This window comes from Ilumatobacter coccineus YM16-304 (assembly GCF_000348785.1).
GTDB lineage: Bacteria > Actinomycetota > Acidimicrobiia > Acidimicrobiales > Ilumatobacteraceae > Ilumatobacter_A > Ilumatobacter_A coccineus.
This window is the reverse complement of sequence record NC_020520.1, coordinates 3,599,061-3,623,480: the sequence shown is the minus strand read 5'-3', so window position 1 is coordinate 3,623,480 and position 24,420 is coordinate 3,599,061. Positions and strand designations below refer to the sequence as shown.

Genomic DNA, 24,420 nt, shown 5'->3' with positions numbered 1-24,420 from the left:
AGTCGCTGGTGTTCAGGAGTGGGTTTTCAGGGGCGAATGGTCACGAGACGACGAGATCGGAGACGACGAGCGAGCCGTCGGCGCGCACTGCCACTCGGCGAGGGGCGGTGAGGTCGCCGACGAAGGCGCCTGCCTCGTCCGCCCGGTTCCACGCCATGAAGTGAACCGTGTCGTCGCTGGTGCGGTGGATGCGGCCAGCGTAGGTGGATCCGAGCGCGTCGGCCTCGAGGACGCCATCGCCGATCATGGAGAACGGCCCGAACGGGGAGTCGCCGACGAGGTAGTACGTCCCGGTGCCAGGCCCGTCGGACCGGCGCTGCGGGCTCTGCGTCTCGACGTCGCTGCAGAAGACGAGATACCACCGGTCGTCGATCTCGATCAGCTGGGGTACCTCCAGTTGGCCGAACCCCGACGGCATCTCGATCGGCGGCAGCACCTCCCAGTCCGTCAAGTCGTCGGACAGCCGTGCACGGCCGATCACGCCGCGGTCGAACCGCTCGCCCCGCTTCGATCGTGCCGTGACGAACACGTCCATCTGACCGGTCGCGGGGTCGGGAAGGAGCCACGGGTCTCGCCATGCTTCGTCGTGCCACAGCTCGTCGGACAGCTTCTCGTAGAACTCGGGATCGGCCTCGATGATCGGATGCGGGCGGCGAGTCCAGTGGTGGAGGTCGTGGGACGTCGCCACACCGATGCGCTGCACCAGCCCGTCCTCGGCGTGGGAGGTACCGGTGTACATCATCAGCCACGCGTCGCCGTGTCGAACCACGCTCCCCGTCCAGGTCGACTTGTCGTCCCAGGCATCGACGTCGGCGGGGCCCAGCGCGTCCTGCACGACGGTCCAGGTGTGGAGATCGGTGGAGATCGCATGGCCGATCGAGGCGTTCCAATGTCGCAGATCGGGGTCGCCGAGCGACTTCGGCGCCTTGAGAAAGAAGACGTGGTGTTCGGCGCCGTCGGTGACGAGCCAGAAATCCCAGATCCAGTGGTCGTCGAGTTTGAGAGTCATTGGTCAACCTTGTTCGGAAGCGGAATGGTCATCGAGGGGAACGAGTTGTTGCGCGGGCGGCAGTTTGGTGGCATCGCCGCAGGCAGTGACGGTCGACACGCGTCGCAGCGTGAGTGTAATCGATTACATCGACCACGCAAAGTAATAATTCGACTTGACAAGCGTCACGTGAACCTGCAATGTAATCGATTACATTCTCGAAGTCGTCAACGCAGTTGTGGGCGAAGCGGGGATGCATCACACCAACAAAGATCCCATAGGGGGAAACCATGAGATCCACGAAGCTTTTCCGCGTTGCAGCCGTCACGGCGTGCTTGGGGCTCGTCGCCGCTGCGTGTGGCAGCGACGACGACAGCTCCGCCGGCGACACGACCGCCGCCTCTGCCGACTCCACCGGCACCGACGAGCCCGCCAACTCGGGCGAGACCGTCGGCATCACGATTCTCGGCACGCTCAAGGCCGAGATCGAGGAACCGTTCGCAGAAGCGGTCGAGGCCTACAACGCCTCGCAGAGTGCCTACGAGCTCGAGAGCCTGCCGCTCGGCGGCGGTGAGTTCCTGCAGACCGCCACCGGCCTGTACTCGAGCGGCAACGCTCCGACCATCATGGTCATGCAGCAGGAGATCCCCGAGTTCCAAGATCGGCTGCTCGACCTGGCCGGCACCGCTGCGATCGAGGCCGCACTTCCGGGCACCCTCGACCTGGCCACGCTCGACGACGGCCGCATCGTCGGCGCCCCGCAGACCATCGAGGCGTACGGCCTGCTCTACAACCAGGCGGTGCTCGACGAAGCCGTGGGTGGCACCTTCGACCCCGCGTCGATCGCCACGCGATCCGATCTCGCCGCACTCTTCGAGCAGATCGATGCACTCGACAGCACCCAGGCGGCCATCCAGGTGTCGCCGATGGACTGGTCGCTCGGCGCCCACCTCACCAACTCGATGTATGCGGCCCAGTCGGCCGATCGCGGGGAGCGCCTCGCGTTCATGGACGAACTCAAAGCCGGCTCGGTCACGCTCACCGACGATCCGGTGTTCACCGGCTGGCTCGACACCGTCGACCTGATGCTCGAGTACAACCAGTTGAAGTCGTCGCCGCTCGACGGTGACTACGACCCAGCGGTGCTCGCTCTGTCGAGCGGCGAGGTCGGATTCTGGTTCATGGGCAACTGGGCGGTTCCGAACCTCCTGGAGGCGGCTCCGGACGGCTCGTTCGGCATCCTGCCGCTCCCGGTCAGCGATGATCCCGCCGACTACGGCAACACGCAGGTCGCCGTCGGCGTGCCGGCGTACATCGTGGTCGACGCCGAACAGTCCAGCGCCGAGCAGCAGGCGGGCGCGATCGACTTCATCAACTGGCTCACCACCACCGATGAGGGCAAGGTCTTCTACAGCGAGAAGTTCGAGTTCCTGCCGGCGTATGCCGACATGGCTGACCCGACGGCGTCGATGAACCAGCAGATCGTCGACTACGCCTCGAGCGGTGCAACGCTCGAATGGATGAACAGCGTGTACCCGATCGACGGGTGGCCGACGTTCGGTGCGTCGATGCAGAAGTACATCTCGGGCAACATCGACCGCGACGGCCTCGCCGGCGAGTTCCAGGACTACTGGACAACGGTCGAATGATCACGACGTTCACCTGACCTCGTCGGGTGAACGATCATGGGGCTCTCGGGCCGACCTCTCGCAGGTCGGCCCGAGCGCCCGAATGACAACTCGAGGACACGGAAGGGGAGTGTTGTGGCAGATCCGATCATCGCCGATGCGGTGGACGACGTCGCCGACGCGGGCGCTGCGAGCAAGAAGAGCAGCCGCAGTAAGTCGCCGACAGCGCACATCTACAGCAAGGAAGCCGGAGCGAGACCGCTCTCCGGGTTCCTCAAGTTCGCGGCGATCCCGACCTTCGCCTTCCTTGTCGTGGTCGTGCTGCCGTTTCTCGTCGGCGTGGTCCTGTCGTTCACGAACTGGAACGGCATCGACTCGGTGACGTCGGGGGACTACGAGTACACCGGTATCGAGAATTACAGCGATGCGCTCGGTGACGAAGCGTTCCGAGCCACGATGACTCGAACGTTCGTCTACGTCCTCGGCGTCGTCGTCTTCTCCAACCTGATCGCCTTCGGCCTCGCGCTGCTCGTCACGTCGAAGCTGAGAGCCCAGAACTTCTTCCGAGCGGTGTTCTTCACGCCGAATCTCATCGGCGGCGTCATCCTCGGGTTCATCTGGGTCTTCGTGTTCCGCCAGATGTTCACCTGGGTCGGTGAGTCGACCGGCATCGGCTTCCTCGAACAATCGTGGCTGGTCGACGAGAAGAAGGGGCTCGCCGCCCTCGTCATCGTGACGGTCTGGCAACTCTCCGGCTACCTCATGCTCATCTACATCGCCGGACTGGTGTCGATATCGAGCGACGTCATCGAAGCCTCGACGGTCGATGGTGCCAAGCCGTGGCAGCAACTCTTCTACGTGAAGCTGCCCCTCATCGTCCCCTCGATCACGGTCGGCGTGTTCCTGGCGTTGAGAAACGCCTTCCTCGCATTCGATGTCAACCTGACGCTGACCAACGGCGGACCGTTCCGGTCGACCGAGTTGCTGCCGCTCAACATCTTCCTCGAGGCGTTCCGCTTCCAGAACTTCGAGACCGGTCAAGCCAAGGCGGTCATCCTCTTCCTGATCATCGCCGTCATCGCGGTGATCCAAGTTGCCGTCTCTCGTAGATTCGAGCACAGCGAATGAAGCAGCGTTTCCTCTCCGTCCGATTCCTCCTCACCGCGGTGGTCGCACTCTTCTGGGTCTTCCCGTTCGTGCTGCTCGTCCTCAACTCGTTCAAGACGAAGTCCGAGATCGTCGGAAGTCCGTTGTCGCTCCCGGAGAGCTTCGGTACCGAGAACTTCGAGACGGCGTTCGACCGGATGAGTTTCGTGTCCGCGGTGACGAACTCGCTCGTCATCACCGTGGGCGCTGGCGTGTTGCTGGTGATCTTCCCGGCGATGTTCGGGTACTACCTCGCCCGGTTCGACTACCGCAGCAATCGCTTGCTGCTGGCGTTGATCATCGCGTCGATGATCATCCCGTTCCAGGCGCTGATGATCCCGTTCGTGAGCATCTACGGCCAGTTGGAACTGCTGAACAGCCGCGGATATCTCATCTTGTTCTACCTCGGCTTCGGTACGTCGCTGTCGACCTTCTTGTACCACGGCTACATCAAGAGTGTGCCGATCGCGATCGAAGAAGCAGCGATCATCGACGGCGCCACGAGGTTCCAGGTGTTCTGGAAGGTGGTGTTCCCGATGCTGAAGCCGATCACGGCCACGGTGATCGTGTTGAACGGCCTGTGGATCTGGAACGACTATCTGCTCCCGTCGCTCGTGCTGCAATCGGGATCGCGTACGCTGCCCTTGGAAACGGTGACGTTCTTCGGGCAGTTCACGACCGAGCTCGGACTGGCCATGGCCGGGGTCCTGCTGGCCACCCTTCCGATCCTGCTCTTCTATCTCGTCATGCAACGACACATCGTTTCGGGTATCTCCAGCGGCTCGGTGAAGTAGATGCAACGCACTCGTCCCGTCACGATGGAGGCTGTCGCTCGGCACGCGAACGTGTCGATCGCCACGGTGTCGCGTGCGCTCAAGCTCGACCCGTCGGTCGCCGAGGGGACGCGCAGCCGTGTGCTGGAGGCGGCGACCGAGTTGGGTTACGTCATGCAGCGCCAGGCGCGGGCGCTCCGTCTGCAGCGAACCGGGCTCGTCGCGGTGCACGTTCCCTTCGTCGACCCCGGGAGTACGAGCTCCCTGACGAATCCGTTTCTGCTGGAGTTCCTGGCGACGGTCGGAAGCGCGCTCGGGAACGCCGACCTCGACATGCTCGTCTCGCACTCGAAGTCGGTCGACCTGTCGCTGCATCGGTCTGGCCTCGTCGACGGTTACATCCAGCTCGGCTTCGGCCTCGACGACTCCGTGCTCGTCGAAGCGGCGGAGGCCGGAATTCCCCTCGCCGTGTGGATGCCGCCGGCCACCGACCGGGCGTACTGCGCCGTCGGGGTCGACAACGTGAAGCTGGCCCGCGAGGCCACAGCGCATCTCATCGCCGGAGGCCGCCGTCGGATCGCGTTGATCTCGGGCGATCTCGACGACCCTCGATCCGAGGGCTTCCAGCGGTATCAGGGCTACTGCGACGCACTGCGAGAGGCCGACATCGCCGTCGACGACTCCATCGTCGTGAGCGCCAGCGATGCGGTCCAGAACGTGTCTGCCGCTGCCGCCGTCGGAGAGATTCTCGACGCCGATCGGGCCATCGACGGTGTCTTCGTGGCGTACAGCGACGCAGTCGCGATGGCGGCACAGCACGAGTTCTTCAGGCAAGGTATCTCGGTGCCGGATGATGTCGCGATGGTCGGCTTCGACAACATCCAGATGGCGCAGTATGCGCGATCGCCGCTCACCACGATCGACCAGGGACTCGCCGACGGCATCGGCGTGCTGATCGACAAGCTCAACCGCCAGATCGCCGGCGAGACCGTCACGTCGCAACATGTCGACGGACGGATCGTGATCAGGGAATCGTGCGGTGCTCGGTCGACGGCGACTGCCGACGCCTGACGACTCGCCGCTCACCGCGTGTCTCACACACTCACTGGATGCGTCATCCGACGCCTGACCAAGAAGGAGCCATGACGATGGCAACCGTGCAACTCAATGGGATCGACAAGATCTACGAGAACGGCTATCACGCCATCCACGACCTCGACCTCGAGATCGCCGACAAGGAGTTCCTGGTGTTGGTGGGGCCGTCGGGTTGCGGTAAGTCGACGGCGTTGCGGATGATCGCGGGGCTCGAGTCGATCTCGGGTGGCGAGATGAAGATCGGCGACAAGGTCGTCAACGACGTGGAGCCGAAGGACCGCGACATCGCCATGGTGTTCCAGAACTATGCGCTCTATCCGCACATGACGGTGTACGACAACATCGGTTTTGCGTTGAAGTTGGCGAAGGTGCCCAAGGACGAGATCGATCGTCGTGTGCGGCATGCGTCGAAGATCCTCGAGCTCGACGCGAATCTCGATCGTAAGCCCGGCCAGTTGTCGGGCGGTCAGCGTCAGCGTGTGGCGATGGGTCGGGCGATCGTGCGTCAGCCGGCGGCGTTCTTGATGGATGAGCCGTTGTCGAACCTCGATGCGAAGTTGCGTGTGCAGATGCGTGCCGAGATCGCGGCGTTGCAGCGTGAGCTCGCGGTCACCACCGTGTACGTCACCCACGACCAGGTCGAAGCGATGACGATGGGCGACCGAGTGGCGGTGCTCAAGGACGGTTACCTCCAGCAGGTCGACACGCCGCAGAACCTCTACGACCGCCCCGACAACGTCTTCGTCGCTGCGTTCATCGGGTCGCCCTCGATGAACCTGTACGAAGCAACGATCGACATGGCCGACGACGGCAGCGGCGTGGTTCGCATCGGCAGCCAGAGCCTCACGATCGGCGACGAGGTGTTCGGCGCGCGGCCAGCGCTGAGAAACCACCTCGGCAACGTCATCATCGGTATCCGGCCCGAGGACTTCGAGGATGCATCGATGGTGTCGCACGACGTGACCGGCCGAACGCTCGAGTCGACGGTGTCGCTCACCGAGGCGCTCGGTTCGGAGATCATGGTGCACTTCAACATCGACGCCCGCACGGTCGACTCCGGCGACCCCGACGCCGTCGAAGAGTCCGACAGCGGATCGAACGCCGTCGGTCGCTTCAACCCGCGGTCTCGGGCCCGGATGCGTGACGAGGTGGCGGTCGCCGTGGCAACGGAGAACATGCACTTCTTCGATCCATCGACGCGCCTCTCCATCTGGTCCTGACGCCGTCGGATCGGTCGAAACGCCGCCCTCGATCGGGTGCTCCGACGGTGCCGCGAGTGCTCGTGCCACCGGCTCGACGGGTTTGATCGCGCCTCATCCGGGTACTGATCTGTCATGGACACACTTTCCGCCGACACACTCTCGAACAAGCTTGGCGGCGTTGCAGACGCTGTCAGATCAACCGTCGACACGATCGACGTGAGCAGCATTGACCTGTCGAACGTGATCGATTCGGTCGAGGGAGCTGGCTCGTCCGTCGTCGACGCCGCCACCGATCTCGCCGATGCCGCTGGCACCGCGACCGTCGTCAGTGGACGCTTCGTCGCTCGCACCGCTCGCCGAAGCGGTCGTTTCGTGGCCAGCCATCCCAAGGGAGCGCTCGTTTCGGTGCTCATGATCCTCGGACTCGCCGGTGCCCTCACGTGGTACCGCGGCCGCGACGCTGCGCCCAGTGCGCAGACCGACCTGAAGGTGGCGGCGTGAAGTTCTTGAAGGGTCTCGTGATGGGTGGCGTGCTCGGCTTTGCCGTGGGCGCCGGACTCAGCGAGAAGCAGCGGGCACAGATCACCTCGAGCGTGAAGAGCAAGACCAAACCGGTCGTCGACGAGGTGAAGAGCAACATCGGTCAGGTGGCCGACACCGCCGTGAGCGAAGTCACCGGCAAGATCGACGACGTCGGCGACGCAGCCGCCGATCGCATCAGCACCACCGGCTGAGCCACGACCGGACGAGCAGCCACGAACCGCCGACGCGGAGCCACCGTGAGTGCGAGACACCAGACGGGTCGCCATGAGTGACCTCGGCGTCTGGGAGATCGTGCTGCGGCTCGGCGTCGGCGCACTGCTCGGAGGAGCGGTGGGTCTCGAGCGCGAGTACGCCGGCCAGGACGCGGGCTTTCGCACGCACCTGCTGCTCAGCGTCGGCGCCGCCCTCTTCGGTGTCATCTCGGTCGGGGCGTTCGACGACTTCATCACCGACGGCGGCTCGAACAACGTCACCGTCGACGTGTCTCGCATCGCCTCGTATGTGGCGCCGGGCGTCGGGTTCATCGGTGGCGGAGCCATCCTCAAACACCGAGGCACGGTGCGCGGCATCACGACCGCGACGTCGCTCTGGACCGCTGCCGCCGTCGGACTGGCGAGCGGCGTCGGGTTCTGGATCGCCGCAGCCGTCGCGACGACCATCGCGCTCGTCGCCCTCGCCGTGCTCAAGCCGCTCTCGAACTGGGTCGATGCTCGACGCCACGCTCCGGCCACATTGGTCGTCGAGGTCAACCCGTCAGGTGACGGTGCGGCGGTGCTCTCCGAGATCCAGACGCTCGCGCTTCCGCCGATCAAGGTCACACGACTGACCCCCGACGAGGGCGGGTCGCTCACACTGGCGATCGAGTTCTGGACGCGCCCGGCGCAACCGGTGATCGATCAGCTCAACGCAATGCTCGCGACGGGGCGCGGCGACATCGCCGACGTCTCCTTCATCGCCTGAACGCAAGGAGCGAGGCCTCCGCAACGGAACCTGCGTCACGCATCAAATCACTGGAACCGGGTACCGCTTCGGAATCCGAGTTCAACATCGAACGCCGCAACTGCGGCCCAACAGATTGGAGTCGAAACAACATGAGCAACAACACCTCAGCTGAACCACTGAACGGCAAGACGATCGCGTTCGTCACTGCGAACGAGGGAGTCGAGCAGGTCGAGTTGACCAAGCCGTGGGATGCCATCGAGCAAGCGGGCGGGACGCCCGTGCTGGTGGCGATCGAGACGGGCGACGTACAGGGTTTCGATCACCTCGACAAAGCCGACGTGTTCCAAGCGACCGTCGCGACCAGCGACGCCGACGTGCGTGACTACGACGCGTTGGTGCTCCCCGGTGGGGTTGCGAACCCGGACGCGTTGCGGATGGACGAGGCGGCGCTTCGCTTCATCACGTCGTTCTTCGACGCCGGTAAACCGGTCGCTGCCATCTGCCACGCCCCGTGGACCCTGGTGGAGGCGGGCCTGGTCGACGGACGTCGTCTCACGAGTTGGTCCAGCTTGCGCACCGACATCGAGAACGCAGGCGGTGAGTGGGTCGACGAAGAGGTCGTCGTGTGTACGCACGGTTCGAACTCGCTGATCACGAGTCGAAACCCCGACGATCTGCCGGCGTTCAACACGAAGATCGTGTCGGTGTTCTCGTCCGCCGACTCCTGAACACTCGCTCGCAGGCGAGCCGGAGGTGCCGGATGGCGCCGACGGCGTCAGGCGTCGTCGGCACGCGGCGGTCGACCGTCGCCGCCGAGGAGATCGGGATCCATGACCTCGGCGTCGGGGCCGGCGGGACGGTCGGCCCCGTCGTAGAGCTCGTCCGACGTCGTGGTCGGCGGCGCATCGGAATGCCCAGCCGTGCGCTCCGGATGCCGCTTCGTCGCCATGAACCACACGATGGCCGCACCGGCGACGATCACCGTCAGCACGATGACGACAGCGCTCGCGCCGGTCACGACAGCTCGACGTGGCGGTCGATGGGTCGATGGCGATGTTGCATGTCACGCTCCTGTCTGGTCGGTCGGTGACCGGACGGTTTGTCTCTGAGACAAACCGTCCGGTGCGGATCACCTCGTGGACGTACCCGGAAGCTGTCGGTTTCATTCGATCGATCAAAACGTGCCGGGCGGGGTACTCACCGGTCATGCGTTTCCCCCCGCGCCGTCACCAACCCGCCCCGACGATGTCGCACATCGCCGTCGTGGTTCCCGCCAGAGATGAAGCAGCATCGATCGGCGACTGCCTCGACAGCATCAACATCGCCCGCTCACAGCTCCCCGCCGACGTGCGGTCGACCGTGGTCGTCGTCGCCGACCGATGCCGGGACGACACCGTGCGGCGAGCGCTCGATCGACTCGCCGGTCGCGCTGGCGATGTCGTCATCGAGACCGATCGCGGCAACGCCGGGGCGGCGCGTCAATTCGGTGCTCGCTGTGTGCTGTCCGATCTCGTCGACGATCCGAGTCGCGTGTGGATGGCCAACACCGACGCCGACACCACGGTCGACCCCGACTGGTTGACGAGGCAACTCGAACTCGCCGCCCGCGGTGTGGTCGCCGTCGCCGGCATCGTCCGACTGCGCTACGAATCGACCAGCCTCGCGCTGGTCGAGTCGTTCGAGCGTTCGTACGAACGAGGCGACGACGGCTCCCATCCTCACGTGCACGGCGCGAACCTCGGCTTCCGAGCCGACGCCTTCCTGGCGGTCGGAGAGTGGAACGCGCTGGCGACCGGGGAAGATCACGACCTGTGGAACCGCCTCCGGCTCTTCGGGCCGGTCGAGTCGACGACGTCGTTGTGCGTCACGACGAGCGCACGGATCCGAGGCCGAGCTCCGAACGGCTTTGCCGCCAACCTCGCTGCACTCGACGCGTCGATCGAGCCGGTTGCATGACGACGAGCTCGATGTCGACGCTGGCAGATCGTTGGTCGACCACGCTGGCCGCAGCGCGCCCGTGGACGCCACCCGCTCGCCGCACCGTCGTTGTCGCACCGCACCCCGACGACGAGTCACTCTCGTCGGGCGGGCTCATCGCAACGCAGCGCGCCCGCGGGCTCGACGTGATCGTGGTCGCGGTCACCGACGGCGACGCGGCGTACGACCCTGCAGGCGACCCCGCATTGGCAGCGACCCGACGATCGGAGCAACGTGCAGCGCTTCGCGAGTTGAACGTGGCGCCGTCGGCGACCCACCGACTCGGGTTGCCCGACGGCCGGGTGTCGGAACACGAGTCGGCGCTCGTCGACGCCCTACTCGACATCGTCCGACCCGACGATCTCGTCGTGACGACTTGGACGAACGACGGACACCCGGACCACGAGGCGTGTGGACGTGCAGCACTGGCGGTGGCGGACGCGCGGTCGGCAACGCTCGTGTTCTCGCTGTTCTGGACGTGGCACTGGCGTTCGAGCGACGTGTTCGACGGCTGCGAGCTCGTCGCGTTGGATCTCGGCCCCTCGGCGGCAGCGGCCAAACGCGACGCCATCCGCTGTCACGTCAGCCAGTTCCAGGCGGGTGACGGGGTCGCGCCGATTCTCGACGAATCCACGGTCGAGCCGGCCGAGTGGCTAGCGGAGTACTTCGTCTCGGCGAACGTCGAACGCAGCGACCGGCGCGAGGTGGGATCGTGACCGTGAACGGGAACAGCGTCGACACCGTGCGAGAACTGCTCGCCTCGGGACGACTCGACCTGCCACACCCCGGTTGCGGCGCCACCGCCGATCGCCATCGTGCGCTGAGCGGGATCGCTCGCACGATGCCCGTCGGTGTCGCCCGCTTGGCCGAGGCGCACTGCGACGCGATGTCGATCCTGCACGAGGCGGGCACCGCGCCGGTCGGCGGTGCGTTGTACGGCGTGTGGGCATCTGCCGGGACGGCGTCGCTGAGCGGCGACCGGGCGTCGCTCAGCGGAACGTCGCCCTTCTGCAGCGGCCTGGGCATCGTCGACCGAGCGCTCGTGTCGGTGTCGGACGCGACCGGACGTCCGCTGCTCATCGACATCGATCTCGAGATGCGTTCGAGTATCACGTTCGACACGAGCGGCTGGTCGACGGTTGCGCTCGCAGACACGGCGACCGGTGCCGTTCGGTTCGACGACGACCCGCTCGATGCCGATCGCATCGTGGGCTGCCCCGGCTGGTACCTCGACCGGGTGGGGTTCTGGCACGGTGCCTGCGGCCCGGCCGCGTGCTGGGCCGGTGGCACGCTGGGCGTGATCGATGTTGCGCACCGTCTCGGAGCATCCGATCCACACCGTCGTGCTCAGCTAGGCGCGCTGGAAGCGGCGAGCTGGACGCTCGACGCGCTGCTCGCCGCAGCCGGTAACGAGATCGACGCGTCACCGGACGACCGCGTGGCGGCGCAGCGACGCGCCCGATCGCTGCGCCACGCGGTCGAGCGCACGTGCTCCGACGTGCTCGATCGGTTCAGCCGAGCGTTCGGCCCTCGTCCGTTCGCCTCCGACGCAGCGCTCGCGACACGCTTCGCCGACGTCCACCTGTACCTCCGACAGCACCACGGCGAACGAGAACTCGGGGCGATCGTCGATGGCGTCGAGTGCACGAACCCGGACAGCGAGACACGATGAGCTCGACCGTCGAACCCGAGCCGACCAGCGACATGCCCGACGAGTACTTCACCTCGATGTACGCCGACGATCTCGACCCGTGGGGGTTCGACACGTCGTGGTACGAACAGCGCAAGTACGAGATCTCGCTCGCACTGCTGCCGCGTCAGCGCTACCGGAGCGCGATCGAACCGGGCTGCTCGAACGGTGCGTTGACCCGCCGCCTGGCCGATCGTTGTGACCGGCTGATCGCCTTCGATCTGCACGCCGGCGCGGTCGAGGAGGCTCGCCGGCGACTCGCCGGGCAACCTCACGTCGAGGTGCGACACGAACGGTTTCCCGACTACTGGCCCGACGGCACCGGCGACCTCGTCGTGTGGTCCGAGGTCGCCTACTACCTCGGCGACGACAACGGCCGTCGAGCGATCGACCGGCTCGACGACTGGCTCGAACTCGACGGACACCTGCTCTCGGTGCACTACACCGGCCCGACCAACTACCCGCGCGCCGGCGCCGACATCGCGCCGTGGCTCGATGAACTCGACTGGCTCGAACCGACGAGTCGATGCGTCGACGCAGCCTTCGAGGCCGTGGTCTGGACGCGCTGCCGATGAGCCGATGCGGGGATTACGGTGACGTCGTGTCTGATCTCCTGAGCGTCGTTGAAGCACGCGGATACGCCGACGTCGCGAACGCACTGCTCGGCATCTTCGGTGACGATGCGGCGCTGTTCGTGATCGATCACGCATTCGAGCAACTGGTCGAGGTCACGACCGGCACCAACGGAGGATCGGCGCGACTGCTCGACGACGAACTCCGTGTGTCGATGCTCGAGAACCGCCCGTACGTCGACGGCTCGATGCGATGGGTACCGATCTCCGACCGGGAGCAGCCGGTGCTCGTGGTCCGCGTGCCGGTTACGACCGACCTGCCGCCCGACGATGTCATGGCGCAACTCGGGCCGATCGCCAACGACCATCGCAATCGTTTCGAGGAGCTCGAACGCATTCGCCGGCGCTCGTCGATGAGCGTGGCGGCCGAGATGCAGTGGGCCTCGCTGCCGAACCGCGCCGATCGACTCGGCGACTACGCGATCGGCAGCGTGTTGGAACCCGCGTACGAGGTGGCCGGCGACGCGTTCGACTACGCGGCTGCCGACGGTGCCATCTGGGTGTACTCGCTCGACGGGATGGGCCACGGGCTCGCTGCCGCCACGGCGAGTGTCATGGCGCTCGCCGCGATCCGGAACGAACGTCGACGAGGGGGCGGGCTCGACGCGCAGATGGCCGCAGCCGATGCCGCGCTGTTCGACGAGTTCGGCGGCGATCGATTCGTGACCGGCCTCGCCTGTCGCATCGACGCCGACGGCGTCGAGTTCGTCAACGCCGGCCACGAGCCGGCGTGGAGGGTCACGGGCTCGCAGGCGTCGCGTCTCGAGCTCACCGCGGAGCTCCCGCTCGGCGTCGTGGGCTCGCACGAGTACCGACTGCAGCGCCAGGGGCCGCTCGACGGTGGCGACGGCATCGTGCTGTTCTCCGACGGTCCGACGAACTCGCACGCTCCCGATGGCACGGCGTACAGCGCCGACCGACTTCGCGAGCGGCTCGAAGCCCACTGGTGGAAGGCACCGCTGCGCACGGCGCACGAGGTGATCGCCGACGTCCTGGGATTCATCGGCAGCGGCAAGGTGACCGACGACATCACCGCGGTCGTCGTCCGACGAGAGACGAGCGCGGCGTGACCGCTGACGAACGCGACGCGCCCGGCGAACGCGACGCACCCGGCGAACACGTCGACGAGGTCCGCTGCGAGTTCAGCGACTGCGACGCATCGATGATCTTCCGCGTGCTGCTCGCCGTGGTCGACCAGGTGGGAACCGTTGCCGATGCGGACCTCGCGACCCTCGAGTCACTCGATCTTCCGCTCGAAGACACCATCGACGCGTTGCAGGAACGCCGGATCGAGTCGGCCAGCGTCCGGCTCGACGATCGTCGCCTCGTGCTCGCATTCGACGTGGAGTCCGCAGACGGCATCAGCGACTCAGCCCCGCTCGGCGACAAGCGTGAGCTCGTCGAGTCGTTCTTCGAGGTGGAGGTGTCCGAACATCCACCGCACGTGAGTCTGACCGCGGCGTTGGGATGAGCGGGATCGACACCGTCGTGATCGACGACAGCGACGCAGCGGAACCGGCGGGCTCCGACGCGGAGAACGAACTGTTCGAGCGGCACCTCGACCTCGCCGACCGCCTGGCCCGTCGGTTCAGTTTCGGCGCGGTCGTCGACGACGATCTGCGGCAGGTCGCACGACTCGGTCTGCTCTTCGCCTGCCGTCGATACGACCCGGAGCGGGGCGCGTTCATCCGCTTCGCGGTGGTCACGATCAACGGTGAGCTCAAGAAGCATCTGCGCACGCACGGGTGGGGTGTCAGGGTGCCGCGTTCGCTCCAAGAGGATTCGATCACGGTCGCCGCAGCCTCGGAACGGCTGACGTCGCGCAACGGACGGTCGCCGACGGTCGGCGATGTCGCCGACGAGACCGGTTTCGACCGCGAACGGGTCATGGAAGCGGTTCGTGCACGCGAAGCCCGTTTCCCGTCGTCGGTCGAGCACGCTTCGATCGACGTGTCGGATCCCGCCGATGCGATGGACGCGGCATTGCTGTCGCACTCGCTCTCGACCCTGAACGACGAGCAACGGGCGCTGATCGAGTATCGATACCGAGATGGTCTGACCCAGGCCGAGATCGGGCGCCTCATCGGGATCTCGCAACCCCAGGTGCATCGCCGCATCGCCGAGGCGCTCGAACGGCTACGCGGCGAACTGGAAGAACAGGAGGACGTGTCGTGACCGAGGCTGTGCGCGCTGTGCCCACCACCGGATGTTGTCGGATCCACATCCCACCGACGCTGGTGTCGATCGCCATCAGTCGCTCGGCCGTCCGCCGGGTCACCGTGTTTCGTGACGACGATGCCGAGAGCGCGTTCCTCGTCGCGCTCACCGAGATCGTCGCCAACGCGATCGACGAACACGTCCGCCTCGGGATGGACGAGTCGATCGCGCTCGAGATCGAGTTCGGGGCCAGTGACGTGGTGCGTGTGATCGACTCGGGCGCCGGACTCCAAGCTCGCAGCGGGTCGACCGGCAACGCACCGTCGGCCGACGGCCCACTCGAACGCGGGCGAGGACTCGAACTGGCTCGAGCGCTGGTTCCCGCGATCGAGTTCGACGTGACCGAACGAGGCACGACGGTCACGCTGCCACTCGCCGGATTCGGGATCGTCCGATGAGGGAACCGAGTGGTCAGCTCGACCTCGAGATCGTCGTGCGTGGCGAGATCGGTCACCCGCGTGCCGAACTGCGCGTCGCCGGAGAGTTCGATCGGTTGCAGGTCGGTCGCTTCGACAAGGCGGCCACGGCGCTGTCGGAGGCCATCGAGCAACTCACGGTCGACCTGAGCCGGACGACGATCATCGATTCGGCGGCGCTGGGCAGTCTCGTCCGCCTTCGTCATGCACTCGACCGGCGTGGCTGCACCCTCCGCGTGGTGGTGGCGACACCGTTCCAGGAGACGGTGTTGCGGGTGAGCGGGTTGTTCGACTTCCTCGGCGTCGAGGTCGGCGATCGGCCGTGACGCACGTGATCGACGGTCGCCTCTTCAGCGTTCGAGCAGTCGACACAGACCGGTCGAGACGAGACGACGGGCCAGCAGCACACGGCTGTCGTGGTCGAGGCCGGGCAACTCGTCGACTCGCGCGCCGTCGCCGGTGCGAACCAGCGCCAGCGCTCGCTCGCACGATCGCGGTGCCGTGAGCCTTCGGCCGTCGGCTTCGACCCGGATGGTCGAGTCGTCGGGGCGGGTCGTCGTCCACGGACTTCCGGCGCGCACCACCGTGGCGGCACCATCGAGATCCTGCAGCGCGATCGCGGCGGTGAGCGGCCGTCGAGCAGACGTGGTCGAAGTGCTGCGCCGCCGGCGTTCGGTGCGGGCGACCTCGCTCGGGACCACAGACTCGAGGTGTGTCCGGACGTCGGCGAGGGCCGCGTCGATGCTCGCGACGAGCGGATCGTCACTCTCGTCGGCGTAGCGGAGGGGGAGCGGGTCGTCGAGCGTGCTCGGCGCGGACCGCAGGACGCGTTCGATCACGGCTCGATGGGTCACGCGCAACAACCCGATGGTCAGGTGGAGCGACGATCGTTCGGTCGATGTCGCTGCGTGCTCGTGACCGGCGGGGACGTAGAGCACGTCTCCAGGTCGCAGCTCGAACTCACCGAGCCCGTCCACGGCCCACTGCTTGGAACCCTCCAGTTGCAGCACGATGACGTCGTGACGATCGGAGTGCGGTGCGAGGCCGGTCGAGTTCGGCGGGGTGAGGTAGGCGTTGGCCTGGAGGGGATGCGACACGTCGGCACGCAGATCGTCGACGAAGGAGCGAACGGTCGGATGGGTGCGGTGCAGCGACTGCGCGACCACGGTCGCTCCGGCTGCGAACTGTTCGGCGACGCGGTCGGGAGCGATGACGTCGCGAAGGTCCCAGCCGCCGAGCCGTGCCCGTTCGGTGTACTTCTCGGCGGCGATGGGCTGACCGTCTCGGACCACGCGGACGATCGGCCGGCGGATGCCGCTCGCGAGCAGGTCGTCGAGGTGGCTGCTCGAGAAGACGTCGCTGAACGCGTCGGCCGGGATGGAGCCCGCGCGACGGAGCAGGGGTTCGCGACCCCAGTAGCGGGTCTCGAACTCCTCGACGTCTCCGACGCAGCGCGCCAGCGCGCCGCCGACCGTGCGGGTCGACGGCGCGCTGAGCGGGGGTCGGGGTGAACGCGACAGGTCAGGCCTCGTCGCCGGTGTCTTGGGAGTGTTCGCCGGGGGCGTCGAGGTTCTCGTCGTCCTCCGTCGGTTCGTCGCCGGTGTCTTGCGAGTGTTCGCCGGGGGCGTCGAGGTTCTCGTCGTCCTCGGTGGGGCCGGACGTGATGTCGTTGTCGGTGATGGATGCGTTGTCGGTACTCATGCGGTCCGTGTACCCAGCGTCGCCGAACACGATTCATCGAGACCACACGCGGACGACACGGTGCCCGCGAGCACTGCAGCGAGCCCCTGCAAGAACCGCGCCGTTCGACGAATAGAGCGGTCTGCATCGGGTACTGATCCGGTGCGGGTTCACCGCCGCCGGGCGGTGAACCCGCAGGCGTGACCACACTCGACCGCAGGAGTATTCGTGGCATTCATTCTCTGGCTCATCGCCGTCATCCTCGTGATCGTCGGCATCGTGCAGATCATCCAAGGGCAGCTCCTCTTCGGGCTGCTCCTCATCGTCGTCGGCCTGCTCGTCGGGCCCGGTGGATACAGCATCTTCCAGCGACGTTGACGCCGATGATGGCGGGACGAATGCAACCACGGGCAGCGGGCTGACATCGGCGATGGTCGTCCGTGTTCCCGAAGAACTCATCGAACGCGACCCGGCGGTGCTCGCCCCTGCAGCCGGACTCGTCCACCTGTCCGATGCCGAGCCGGGCATCGGGCGGCGCCGCAGAGGGAGCGGTTTCAGCTACCACGACGCATTCGGTGCCGCGGTCGGCGACGACGTGCGCGCCCGCATCGAGGCACTGGCGATTCCGCCAGCGTGGAACGACGTGTGGATCTCACCCCACGAGCGTGGCTACCTGCAAGCGTCGGGCACCGACCAGGCCGGCCGCAAGCAGTACCGCTATCACGACGACTTCCGTGAGCACTGCGACGGACTCAAGTACGCCCGTCTGCCCTACTTCGGGCGCGCCGTGGTCCTCGTGCGGCGCGCGATCGAGCAGGCGCTGACGGAGCCGGTGGGCAGCCGCTCGCACGCCGTGGCGGCAGCCGTGGCTCTGATCGATCGGTGCCTGCTGCGCGTCGGCAATCACGGGTCGGCCGAGAAGGGCCACTACGGCGCCACGACGCTGACGGTCGAACACGTCATCGACGACGACGTGATGACGTTGGAGTACACGGCCAAGAGCGGCCAGGAACGGACCGTGGTGATCGACGACGAAGACCTCGTCGCGATTCTGACCGAACTCGCATCCGACGCCGACGACGAACTGTTCTGGTTCGACGGCGACGCGGCAGGCGAGCGGCGCCGGGCGACGGCGTCGGACGTGAACGATTTCATCGTCGAACACGCCGGGCCGGCATTCTCGGCGAAGGACTTCAGGACGTGGGGCGCGTCGAGCGTCGTGGTCGAGGCGCGCGCGGCCGGCTCGCGTCCGCTCGACGCCGTCGACGAAGCAGCCGACAGCCTCGGCAACACGCGCGCCGTCGCTCGCAACTCGTACGTCCATCCGGTCGCGCTGCAGGCCGACGACGAGCAGATCGACGACGCGTGGCGTTCGTCGCGTCGCTCGAAGTGGCTCGATCGATCCGAGAGCGCCCTCGCCAAACTCCTGTCGACATCCGCTTCGTCCACCGCATCGCCGGGGGAGTGAGCGGTGCTTGTCGTCGTGCCGGTCTCGTCAGCGCGCGCAGTCGGCGAGCACCCCAGGGTCGCCGCTGGTGCTCGCTGGAGCCCGGCGAGACGATCGCCGCAGACCGGGTTGCAGCGCGAGGCCACGGCCCTGCCAGTGCGACTCGAGCGGTTCGATCACCGCTGGCGGCTCCTCGTCGATCGCGACGTTCAGCAGGTCGAACACTCGGCGAACGATCCGGCTCGGTGCTCGCACGGTCAACCGACCCGGGACGGCGTCGGCGAGTCGCTCGATGAGCCGGGTGCCTGCACTGTCGATGAGCGTCACGGCCGACAGGTCGACGACCACGTCGAGCCGGCCGATGCTCGTCAGCCAGTCCCGGCACCGCTCGTCGGCTGCATCAGCCGCGTAGCTGTCGAGTTCACCGGCGATCACGAGCTCGGCCCGGCACGATCGCTCACGGTGCCGATGCCGGCACGAGCAGTCGTTTCTGGGTGTGCTCGCGTGGAAGGTCACCCGGTGTCGCGAGCTGCGGGCGGTGGCCGGAAGTGAGCAGAGCAGACGGAGGACTGCAGGCGAGGCCTGACAGGTGGGGTACATCTCGCACCTCGTTTCAGAGGATCGTGCACCGAAGTCTGGGGTGTCTGGCGGAACGTCACCGTGGTTCTGGGGCGACCCGTTCATTCTTACCAGACCAAAATCCGCGGTGCTACTCTCAACTGGCACAACGTCGCCGATTCCTGTCACCCCGACACGAGAGCTGACCCGATGACCGCCGACCAGAGCGCACTCTTCGACGTGCTTCGTCGCTTCGCCGCGACGCTCGCCGACCGTTTCGACGTCGCCGACGTGCTGTACAACCTCACCGACAGCACGGTGGCGACCCTCAACGCGACCGCAGCGGGCGTCGCGCTCGTGAACGAGGACGGGCGCCTCCAGTTCGTCTCCGCGAACACGGACGCCGCAGCGAGCCTCGAGCTCGTGCAGCAGAACACGCGTGAGGGCCCGTGCCATCAAGCCTTCACGTCCAGCCAGACCGTGTCGGTCGCCGACGTCTCGGCGCGTGACGAGTGGCCCGTGTATCGCCGCACCGCACTCGACGCGGGGTTCAGCGCCGTGCTCGGCATCCCGCTCGTCGCCGGTGGGAACGCGCTCGGAGCGCTCACGGTCTACAACGAGCAGCCTCGGCAGTGGAGCGACAACGTCATCGGCGCCGCGCACGTGCTCGCCGACATCGCGACCGGCTACATCCTCCACGCGTCACGCCTCGACGAAGCGCAGCGGCTCAACGAACAGTTGCAGCACGCGCTCGATTCGCGAATCGTGATCGAACAGGCGAAGGGCATCCTCGCGGGCGAACACGGCATCGCACTCGACGCGGCGTTCACCGCGTTGCGTCAGCACGCCCGCAGCAAGCAGGCGACGCTCCGAGCGGTCGCCGAAGCGGTGGTCGACCTCGGACTGCGCCCACCGCTTCCCGACACGTGAACGGACCGGACGGTTTGTCTCAGAGACAAACCGTCCGGTCCCGAGGCGTTGCGTCAGTTGCGTCGTTCGAGGACGGAGCAGTAGTTGGCGACGCCGGACCCGCCCATGTTGAAGACACAGCCGAGATCGGCGTCGGCCTTCTGGAGGTCACCGGCTTCGCCGACGAGCTGCATCGCCGACATCACGTGCATCGAGACGCCGGTCGCGCCGACCGGGTGGCCCTTGGCCTTGAGGCCGCCCGAGAGGTTGACCGGCAGGCTGCCGTCGGGAAGCACGATGCCGTCGTCGATCGCCGACTTGCCGGCGCCCTTCGGAGCGAGGCCCATCGCTTCGTACACGAGCAGTTCGGCGATGGTGAAGCAGTCGTGGATCTCGGCGAAGTCGAGGTCGTTCACCGAGATGCCCGCCTGGTCGAACGCGGCAGCAAACGCTCGTGCCGGGCCTTCGAAGTCGGTGAGCTTGCGACGCGACAGGGGGAGCACGTCCTGCACGTGCGCCGTCGAACGGAAGCGAACCGCACGGTCGTGGGCCTTGGCCACGTCGTCGGAGGCGATGACGATCGCCGCGGCGCCGTCGGAGATGAGCGAGCAGTCGGTGACGCGGAGCGGTTCGGCGACCATCGGGTTCTTCTCCGAGACCGTGTTGCAGAAGTCGAAGCTGACTTCCTTCTGCATGTGTGCGAGCGGGTTCTTCGCACCGTTGGCGTGGTTCTTGGCGGCGATCGCGGCGAGCGTGGAGGAGTGGTCACCGAACTCGTCGAAGTAGGCCTGCGCGAACCGAGCGAAGATCTGCGGGAACGAGACGCCGGCTTCTTCCTTCTGGTACGACGCTCCACCGAGGGCGGTCGTGACGTCCTTGGTGCTGTTGTTCGTCATCTTCTCGGCGCCGACGACGAGCGCGATGTCGGCCTCACCGGCCTTGATCGCGTTGATCGCGTTGTAGATGGCGGCCGACCCGGAGGCGCAGGCGTTCTCGACGCGTGTGACCGGCTTCCAGCGCAGTCCCTCATCGGCCTGGATGGTGAGCGACGCCGGGAAGCCGTCGGACACGAGCCCGCTGTTGAAGTGACCGAGCCAGGTCGCGTCGACGTCGCCGGCCGAGATGCCGGCATCGGCGATGGCGCCGCGCGACACCTTGATGATCATCTCTTCGAGGGTGTCGTCGAGGCGGCCGAACGGGAGGTGCGACCAGCCGATGATGCTCGGGTTCATGTGCGTCCTTTACTGAGGTGGATGTCTGCTGAGGTCCGAGCTCGCTTCGTCGTGCCACGAAACGGTTCGGGGTGTCGACTCGACCGTATCCGGCCGCCTGGCTGCGAGTTCAGTGGCACCACCCGAACCGGGCACATGTCACCTCGGCCACGACTCAGGCCGGCGGGGACGTGGCCGGATCGATCGGCTCGGCGTCCCACAGCTGCACTTCGGCAGGGTCGCCGTAGAGCAGTTCGGCGGGGCTCTTCTTCTCGATGTTGCCGGTGAGCCCGCGGTACATGCCGAGCCCGCACAGCTGGCGCAGTTGCGGACTGAACGTCGTCATCACCTCGGGCGGAATGCCGAGCTGCTGGTTCTCCTGCTGGCGGATGAACCCGGCGCAGTAGTTCATGGCCACGCCGACGCGCACCTCGTCGTCGGTCACGTTCGCGCCACCGCCGTGCCAGGTGCTGCCGTGCCACACCAGCACGCTGCCCTTCGGCATCTCGGCCGCGATCGTGTCGACCTCGGCATCGCCGGCGAAGTAGTCGGGGTTCTGCCACAGATGACTGCCGGGCACCACTCGCGTGGCGCCGTTGGCCTCGGTGAAGTCGGTGAGCGCCCACATCGAGTTGCAGACCGTGGCGACGTGCGGCTTGGCGAGCGGCTGCACCTGGTCGTCGGCGTGGATGACCTGCGCGGTCTCGCCCGGGCCGAGTGAGATCGAGGCGAGGCTCGACACCAGGCACTGCGGCCCGAGCACGCCCTCGATCAACTCCAGCACGACCGGGTGCGTCGGCACCTTCTGCCAGATCTCGCCGTGGGCCAGCAGGTTGTAGCTGCGGGTGGTGAGGTTTCCTTCGAAGCGGTTGTTCGCCGGTCGGCTGCCGAGTTCGGATTCGAGCCGGTGCACGTCGTCGAGCAGCGCGTCGACGAGATCGGGTTCGATCGCGTTCTCGACGATCGTGTAGCCGTCGTCCACGAGTTGCTGATGGTGCGGCGCGAGATCGATGGGCACACCGCGACCCTACTTTCGTGCGGTGCGACCGGTGAAGGGGATCGGCTGTGCCCGACCACGGCCGAACCGCGTACTGTGAGCCGATGGGAACCGACGCCGCCGACGTGACCGACACGACCGAGACCGTGACACACCGTCGCTCGTGCCCGCTGTGCGAAGCCTGTTGCGGGCTCGAGATCACCACGAAGGGCGATCAGGTGCTGCGCATCCGCGGCGACATGGACGACCCGTACTCGAAGGGGTTCATCTGCCCGAAGGGCTCGACGCTCAAACAGTTGCACGAGGATCCCGACCGGCTCACGTCGCCGCGCATCCGCACCGACGACGGCTGGAAGGAGGCGACGTGGGACGAAGCCTTCGCGGAGATCGAACGGCGGCTCGCACCCATCGTCGAGACGCACGGGCGTCAGGCGCTCGGCACCGTGCTCGGCAACCCCAACACCCACAACCTCGGCGGTCTGCTCTACGTCCGACCGGTCATGACCGCCGTCGGGAGCACCAACGCGTTCTCGGCGTCGACCGTCGACCAGATGCCGAAGCACGTGAGCGCCGGTCTGATGTGGGGGCGGCCCGACATGTTCCCGCTGCCCGATCTCGACCGCACCGACTACCTGCTGATGCTCGGTGCGAACCCGTACGTGTCGAACGGCAGCCTGCTCACCGCCCCCGACATGCCGCGACGTCTCGAAGCGATCCGTGAGCGCGGGCGGTTCGTCGTCGTCGACCCACGTCGGACGAAGACCGCCGAGCACGCGTCGGAGCACCTGTCGATCGTTCCGGGCACCGACTCGTTCTGGTTGATGGCCTTGATCAACACCCTCTTCGACGAAGGTCTCGTCGACATCGGACGCATGGCGCCCCACGTGAGCGGCGTCGACGAGGTCCGCGAGATGACCGCCCCGTACACCGCCGAGGCGGTTGCGGAGCGATGTGGAATCGCCGCCGACACCACGCGCCGCATCGCCCGCGAACTCGCAGCGGCACCGACCGCTGTGGTCTACGGGCGGATGGGAGCGCACACCGTCGAGTTCGGCACGGTCGCGAGCTGGGCCACCGACGTGCTCAACGTGCTCACCGGCAACCTCGACGAGCCGGGCGGCATCATGTTCAACTGCGCGCCCACGCAGAACCTGGCGCCGTCGAAGCCCGGTGGACGCGGCTTCAAGCTCGGCCGCTGGGAGGGCCGGGCATCGGGCCGGCCCGAGGTCAAGGGCGAGCTCCCGGCCGCGACGTTGGCGGAGGAGATCACCGACGGCGAGGGTGGCATCAAAGGGCTCTTCGTGCTGGCGTGCAACCCGGTCCGCTCGTTCCCCAACACCGATCGCATCGACGAGGCGCTCCAGCAACTCGACCTGCTCGTGGTCGTCGACCCGTACATCACGGCCACGGCACGCCACGCTCATGTGATCCTGCCGCCGACGTCGGCGCTCGAACGCAGCCACTACGACTTCGCGTTCGAAGCCAACATGATCCGCTCGTTCGCCAAGTACTCGCCCGCGGTCTTCCCGACCGATGCGCCGAGCGAGGAGCAGATCCTGAGCCGACTCTCACTCGTCATCCAGGGCAAGCCGATCGACACCGACCCGGTGGTGGTGCACGACCAGATGATGGACCAGATCGTCGAGGGCGAGATCGCGCGGACGTCGTCGCCGATCCACGGTCGCGACAAGGCGGAGATCCTCGACGCGCTCGCCGACTGGGAGTGGTCGGAGCAGATCATCGACTTCCGTCTGCGCGTCGGCCAGCACGGCGACGGTTTCGGCGCGAATCCCGACGGGCTCACGCTGCGCAAGCTGATCGACGAGCATCCGAGTGGAGCCGACTTCGGTCCGCTGGTGTCGCGTTTCCCCGATGCGATCAAGACCGTGTCGGGCACCGTCGAACTCGCGCCGCAACCGATCGTCGACGACATGGAGCGGTTCGCTGCTCACTTCGAGGCGCTCGGCCGGGCGAACGACCAACTGGTGCTGGTGGGACGGCGTCACCTCAAGACCGTCAACTCGTGGATGCACAACCTCAACGTGCTCATCAAGGGCAAGACCGATTGCACGTTGCAGGTGCACCCGGATGACGCCAGCCGTCTCGGCCTCACCGATGGCGGGTCGGCGAGTGTGCGGTCGCGGGTCGGCGAGGTGGTCGCCCCGGTCGAGGTCACCGACGAGGTGATGCCCGGTGTGGTGTGTCTCCCACACGGCTGGGGCTACGACGAAGACGGCATCGAGATGCACACCGCCAAGACCAAGCCAGGCGTGAACTCCAATGTGCTCACCGACGACGCGGCACTCGACGACCTGTCGGGCAACTGCACCCTCAACGGCATTCCGGTCGAGGTCGCGCTGGCCTGATCG

At 66.7% G+C, this 24,420-nt stretch carries 29 protein-coding genes; 22 read left to right on the top strand and 7 right to left on the bottom strand.

The window, feature by feature from the left end:
• Positions 1 to 40: 40 nt before the first annotated feature.
• Positions 41 to 1,009, bottom strand: coding sequence for a glycoside hydrolase family protein (locus YM304_RS16315; protein ID WP_015442814.1), 969 nt, complete (start codon positions 1,007 to 1,009; stop codon positions 41 to 43).
• A 269-nt stretch (positions 1,010 to 1,278) separates the two neighbouring features.
• Between YM304_RS16315 and YM304_RS16310 the strand changes: the two genes are divergently transcribed.
• The 9 genes from YM304_RS16310 to YM304_RS16270 all read left to right on the top strand — a co-directional run bounded on the left by YM304_RS16310 (position 1,279) and on the right by YM304_RS16270 (position 9,045).
• Positions 1,279 to 2,637 carry an ABC transporter substrate-binding protein gene (locus tag YM304_RS16310; RefSeq protein WP_015442813.1) on the top strand — a complete coding sequence of 453 codons (1,359 nt, stop codon included), beginning with the start codon at positions 1,279 to 1,281 and terminating at the stop codon, positions 2,635 to 2,637.
• A 114-nt stretch (positions 2,638 to 2,751) separates the two neighbouring features.
• Entirely contained in the window at positions 2,752 to 3,744 is a 993-nt protein-coding gene (locus YM304_RS16305; protein ID WP_197536895.1) for a carbohydrate ABC transporter permease, read from the top strand.
• On the top strand, positions 3,741 to 4,556 hold the full coding sequence (locus YM304_RS16300; RefSeq protein WP_015442811.1) for a carbohydrate ABC transporter permease: 816 nt from the start codon (positions 3,741 to 3,743) through the stop codon (positions 4,554 to 4,556). Before YM304_RS16305 ends, YM304_RS16300 begins: the two co-directional genes overlap by 4 nt.
• Complete coding sequence (locus tag YM304_RS16295) at positions 4,557 to 5,606, top strand: LacI family DNA-binding transcriptional regulator (RefSeq protein WP_015442810.1); 1,050 nt, start codon at positions 4,557 to 4,559, stop codon at positions 5,604 to 5,606. It abuts the gene before it with no gap.
• A 77-nt stretch (positions 5,607 to 5,683) separates the two neighbouring features.
• On the top strand, positions 5,684 to 6,850 hold the full coding sequence (locus YM304_RS16290) for an ABC transporter ATP-binding protein (protein WP_015442809.1): 1,167 nt from the start codon (positions 5,684 to 5,686) through the stop codon (positions 6,848 to 6,850).
• 198 nt (positions 6,851 to 7,048) lie between these two features.
• Complete coding sequence (locus tag YM304_RS16285) at positions 7,049 to 7,333, top strand: hypothetical protein (protein ID WP_154723501.1); 285 nt, start codon at positions 7,049 to 7,051, stop codon at positions 7,331 to 7,333.
• Positions 7,330 to 7,566: a hypothetical protein gene (locus YM304_RS16280; protein ID WP_015442807.1), complete on the top strand. Its 237-nt coding sequence runs from the start codon at positions 7,330 to 7,332 to the stop codon at positions 7,564 to 7,566. The genes YM304_RS16285 and YM304_RS16280 overlap by 4 nt, the downstream gene beginning before the upstream one ends.
• Before the next feature lie 73 nt (positions 7,567 to 7,639).
• Positions 7,640 to 8,335: an MgtC/SapB family protein gene (locus YM304_RS22855; protein ID WP_051071468.1), complete on the top strand. Its 696-nt coding sequence runs from the start codon at positions 7,640 to 7,642 to the stop codon at positions 8,333 to 8,335.
• A 131-nt stretch (positions 8,336 to 8,466) separates the two neighbouring features.
• Positions 8,467 to 9,045, top strand: coding sequence for a type 1 glutamine amidotransferase domain-containing protein (locus YM304_RS16270; RefSeq protein ID WP_015442805.1), 579 nt, complete (start codon positions 8,467 to 8,469; stop codon positions 9,043 to 9,045).
• A 47-nt stretch (positions 9,046 to 9,092) separates the two neighbouring features.
• Here YM304_RS16270 and YM304_RS16265 read toward each other — a convergent pair whose 3' ends face one another.
• A complete protein-coding gene (locus YM304_RS16265; RefSeq protein WP_015442804.1) occupies positions 9,093 to 9,335 on the bottom strand; it encodes a hypothetical protein in 243 nt (80 codons plus the stop codon).
• A gap of 188 nt (positions 9,336 to 9,523) precedes the next feature.
• Here YM304_RS16265 and YM304_RS16260 point away from each other — a divergent pair, with 188 nt between their 5' ends.
• Genes YM304_RS16260 through YM304_RS16220 form a run of 9 tightly spaced genes read left to right on the top strand, consistent with a single transcriptional unit; the run spans position 9,524 to position 15,575 of the window.
• Positions 9,524 to 10,273 (top strand): glycosyltransferase, encoded by a 750-nt coding sequence (locus YM304_RS16260; RefSeq protein ID WP_015442803.1) that lies wholly within the window; start codon positions 9,524 to 9,526, stop codon positions 10,271 to 10,273.
• An 11-nt stretch (positions 10,274 to 10,284) separates the two neighbouring features.
• Positions 10,285 to 11,010, top strand: a complete 726-nt coding sequence (locus YM304_RS16255) for a PIG-L deacetylase family protein (RefSeq protein ID WP_162142092.1) — start codon at positions 10,285 to 10,287, stop codon at positions 11,008 to 11,010.
• A 2-nt stretch (positions 11,011 to 11,012) separates the two neighbouring features.
• Positions 11,013 to 11,966 carry a hypothetical protein gene (locus YM304_RS16250; protein WP_041300311.1) on the top strand — a complete coding sequence of 318 codons (954 nt, stop codon included), beginning with the start codon at positions 11,013 to 11,015 and terminating at the stop codon, positions 11,964 to 11,966.
• Positions 11,963 to 12,559: an SAM-dependent methyltransferase gene (locus tag YM304_RS16245; RefSeq protein ID WP_015442800.1), complete on the top strand. Its 597-nt coding sequence runs from the start codon at positions 11,963 to 11,965 to the stop codon at positions 12,557 to 12,559. The genes YM304_RS16250 and YM304_RS16245 overlap by 4 nt, the downstream gene beginning before the upstream one ends.
• 26 nt (positions 12,560 to 12,585) lie before the next feature.
• The gene (locus YM304_RS16240; protein WP_162142091.1) at positions 12,586 to 13,686 is read left to right on the top strand and encodes a PP2C family protein-serine/threonine phosphatase; all 1,101 of its coding nucleotides are present in this window, start codon (positions 12,586 to 12,588) and stop codon (positions 13,684 to 13,686) included.
• On the top strand, positions 13,683 to 14,087 hold the full coding sequence (locus YM304_RS16235; protein ID WP_015442798.1) for a hypothetical protein: 405 nt from the start codon (positions 13,683 to 13,685) through the stop codon (positions 14,085 to 14,087). The genes YM304_RS16240 and YM304_RS16235 overlap by 4 nt, the downstream gene beginning before the upstream one ends.
• The gene (locus YM304_RS16230) at positions 14,084 to 14,791 is read left to right on the top strand and encodes a sigma-70 family RNA polymerase sigma factor (RefSeq protein WP_015442797.1); all 708 of its coding nucleotides are present in this window, start codon (positions 14,084 to 14,086) and stop codon (positions 14,789 to 14,791) included. The genes YM304_RS16235 and YM304_RS16230 overlap by 4 nt, the downstream gene beginning before the upstream one ends.
• Complete coding sequence (locus YM304_RS16225) at positions 14,788 to 15,231, top strand: ATP-binding protein (RefSeq protein ID WP_041298374.1); 444 nt, start codon at positions 14,788 to 14,790, stop codon at positions 15,229 to 15,231. Before YM304_RS16230 ends, YM304_RS16225 begins: the two co-directional genes overlap by 4 nt.
• On the top strand, positions 15,228 to 15,575 hold the full coding sequence (locus YM304_RS16220) for an STAS domain-containing protein (RefSeq protein ID WP_015442795.1): 348 nt from the start codon (positions 15,228 to 15,230) through the stop codon (positions 15,573 to 15,575). Before YM304_RS16225 ends, YM304_RS16220 begins: the two co-directional genes overlap by 4 nt.
• Before the next feature lie 24 nt (positions 15,576 to 15,599).
• Here YM304_RS16220 and YM304_RS16215 read toward each other — a convergent pair whose 3' ends face one another.
• Positions 15,600 to 16,541, bottom strand: a complete 942-nt coding sequence (locus YM304_RS16215) for a JmjC domain-containing protein (RefSeq protein WP_015442794.1) — start codon at positions 16,539 to 16,541, stop codon at positions 15,600 to 15,602.
• 229 nt (positions 16,542 to 16,770) lie between these two features.
• On the bottom strand, positions 16,771 to 16,950 hold the full coding sequence (locus tag YM304_RS16210) for a hypothetical protein (protein WP_154723499.1): 180 nt from the start codon (positions 16,948 to 16,950) through the stop codon (positions 16,771 to 16,773).
• 207 nt (positions 16,951 to 17,157) lie between these two features.
• On the opposite strand from YM304_RS16210, the gene YM304_RS25230 reads away from it, so the two are divergent.
• Together YM304_RS25230 and YM304_RS16205 are read left to right on the top strand one after the other, a co-directional pair.
• Complete coding sequence (locus tag YM304_RS25230) at positions 17,158 to 17,307, top strand: GPGG-motif small membrane protein (protein ID WP_015442792.1); 150 nt, start codon at positions 17,158 to 17,160, stop codon at positions 17,305 to 17,307.
• Positions 17,308 to 17,359: 52 nt separating this feature from the next.
• Entirely contained in the window at positions 17,360 to 18,397 is a 1,038-nt protein-coding gene (locus YM304_RS16205) for a DNA topoisomerase IB (RefSeq protein ID WP_015442791.1), read from the top strand.
• A 27-nt stretch (positions 18,398 to 18,424) separates the two neighbouring features.
• Here YM304_RS16205 and YM304_RS25095 read toward each other — a convergent pair whose 3' ends face one another.
• Positions 18,425 to 18,811, bottom strand: coding sequence for an STAS domain-containing protein (locus tag YM304_RS25095; protein WP_041298373.1), 387 nt, complete (start codon positions 18,809 to 18,811; stop codon positions 18,425 to 18,427).
• A 333-nt stretch (positions 18,812 to 19,144) separates the two neighbouring features.
• On the opposite strand from YM304_RS25095, the gene YM304_RS16195 reads away from it, so the two are divergent.
• Complete coding sequence (locus tag YM304_RS16195; protein WP_015442789.1) at positions 19,145 to 19,864, top strand: GAF and ANTAR domain-containing protein; 720 nt, start codon at positions 19,145 to 19,147, stop codon at positions 19,862 to 19,864.
• Positions 19,865 to 19,917: 53 nt separating this feature from the next.
• Here YM304_RS16195 and YM304_RS16190 read toward each other — a convergent pair whose 3' ends face one another.
• Both YM304_RS16190 and YM304_RS16185 read right to left on the bottom strand, forming a co-directional pair.
• Entirely contained in the window at positions 19,918 to 21,075 is a 1,158-nt protein-coding gene (locus tag YM304_RS16190) for an acetyl-CoA acetyltransferase (RefSeq protein WP_015442788.1), read from the bottom strand.
• 154 nt (positions 21,076 to 21,229) lie between these two features.
• Positions 21,230 to 22,072 (bottom strand): phytanoyl-CoA dioxygenase family protein, encoded by an 843-nt coding sequence (locus YM304_RS16185; protein WP_015442787.1) that lies wholly within the window; start codon positions 22,070 to 22,072, stop codon positions 21,230 to 21,232.
• Positions 22,073 to 22,155: 83 nt separating this feature from the next.
• On the opposite strand from YM304_RS16185, the gene YM304_RS16180 reads away from it, so the two are divergent.
• Positions 22,156 to 24,417 carry a molybdopterin-dependent oxidoreductase gene (locus tag YM304_RS16180; RefSeq protein ID WP_015442786.1) on the top strand — a complete coding sequence of 754 codons (2,262 nt, stop codon included), beginning with the start codon at positions 22,156 to 22,158 and terminating at the stop codon, positions 24,415 to 24,417.
• Positions 24,418 to 24,420: the final 3 nt, after the last annotated feature.

Bases quoted from the DNA above. Each gene is read 5' to 3' on its own strand.
- YM304_RS16315 (WP_015442814.1), bottom strand. From the start codon at position 1,009: ATGACTCTCAAACTCGACGACCACTGGATCTGGGATTTCTGGCTCGTC.
- YM304_RS16310 (WP_015442813.1), top strand. From the start codon at position 1,279: ATGAGATCCACGAAGCTTTTCCGCGTTGCAGCCGTCACGGCGTGCTTG.
- YM304_RS16300 (WP_015442811.1), top strand. From the start codon at position 3,741: ATGAAGCAGCGTTTCCTCTCCGTCCGATTCCTCCTCACCGCGGTGGTC.
- YM304_RS16295 (WP_015442810.1), top strand. From the start codon at position 4,557: ATGCAACGCACTCGTCCCGTCACGATGGAGGCTGTCGCTCGGCACGCG.
- YM304_RS16290 (WP_015442809.1), top strand. From the start codon at position 5,684: ATGGCAACCGTGCAACTCAATGGGATCGACAAGATCTACGAGAACGGC.
- YM304_RS22855 (WP_051071468.1), top strand. From the start codon at position 7,640: ATGAGTGACCTCGGCGTCTGGGAGATCGTGCTGCGGCTCGGCGTCGGC.
- YM304_RS16270 (WP_015442805.1), top strand. From the start codon at position 8,467: ATGAGCAACAACACCTCAGCTGAACCACTGAACGGCAAGACGATCGCG.
- YM304_RS16260 (WP_015442803.1), top strand. From the start codon at position 9,524: ATGCGTTTCCCCCCGCGCCGTCACCAACCCGCCCCGACGATGTCGCAC.
- YM304_RS16255 (WP_162142092.1), top strand. From the start codon at position 10,285: ATGTCGACGCTGGCAGATCGTTGGTCGACCACGCTGGCCGCAGCGCGC.
- YM304_RS16245 (WP_015442800.1), top strand. From the start codon at position 11,963: ATGAGCTCGACCGTCGAACCCGAGCCGACCAGCGACATGCCCGACGAG.
- YM304_RS16230 (WP_015442797.1), top strand. From the start codon at position 14,084: ATGAGCGGGATCGACACCGTCGTGATCGACGACAGCGACGCAGCGGAA.
- YM304_RS16220 (WP_015442795.1), top strand. From the start codon at position 15,228: ATGAGGGAACCGAGTGGTCAGCTCGACCTCGAGATCGTCGTGCGTGGC.
- YM304_RS16210 (WP_154723499.1), bottom strand. From the start codon at position 16,950: ATGAGTACCGACAACGCATCCATCACCGACAACGACATCACGTCCGGC.
- YM304_RS16205 (WP_015442791.1), top strand. From the start codon at position 17,360: ATGGTCGTCCGTGTTCCCGAAGAACTCATCGAACGCGACCCGGCGGTG.
- YM304_RS16195 (WP_015442789.1), top strand. From the start codon at position 19,145: ATGACCGCCGACCAGAGCGCACTCTTCGACGTGCTTCGTCGCTTCGCC.
- YM304_RS16190 (WP_015442788.1), bottom strand. From the start codon at position 21,075: ATGAACCCGAGCATCATCGGCTGGTCGCACCTCCCGTTCGGCCGCCTC.
- YM304_RS16180 (WP_015442786.1), top strand. From the start codon at position 22,156: ATGGGAACCGACGCCGCCGACGTGACCGACACGACCGAGACCGTGACA.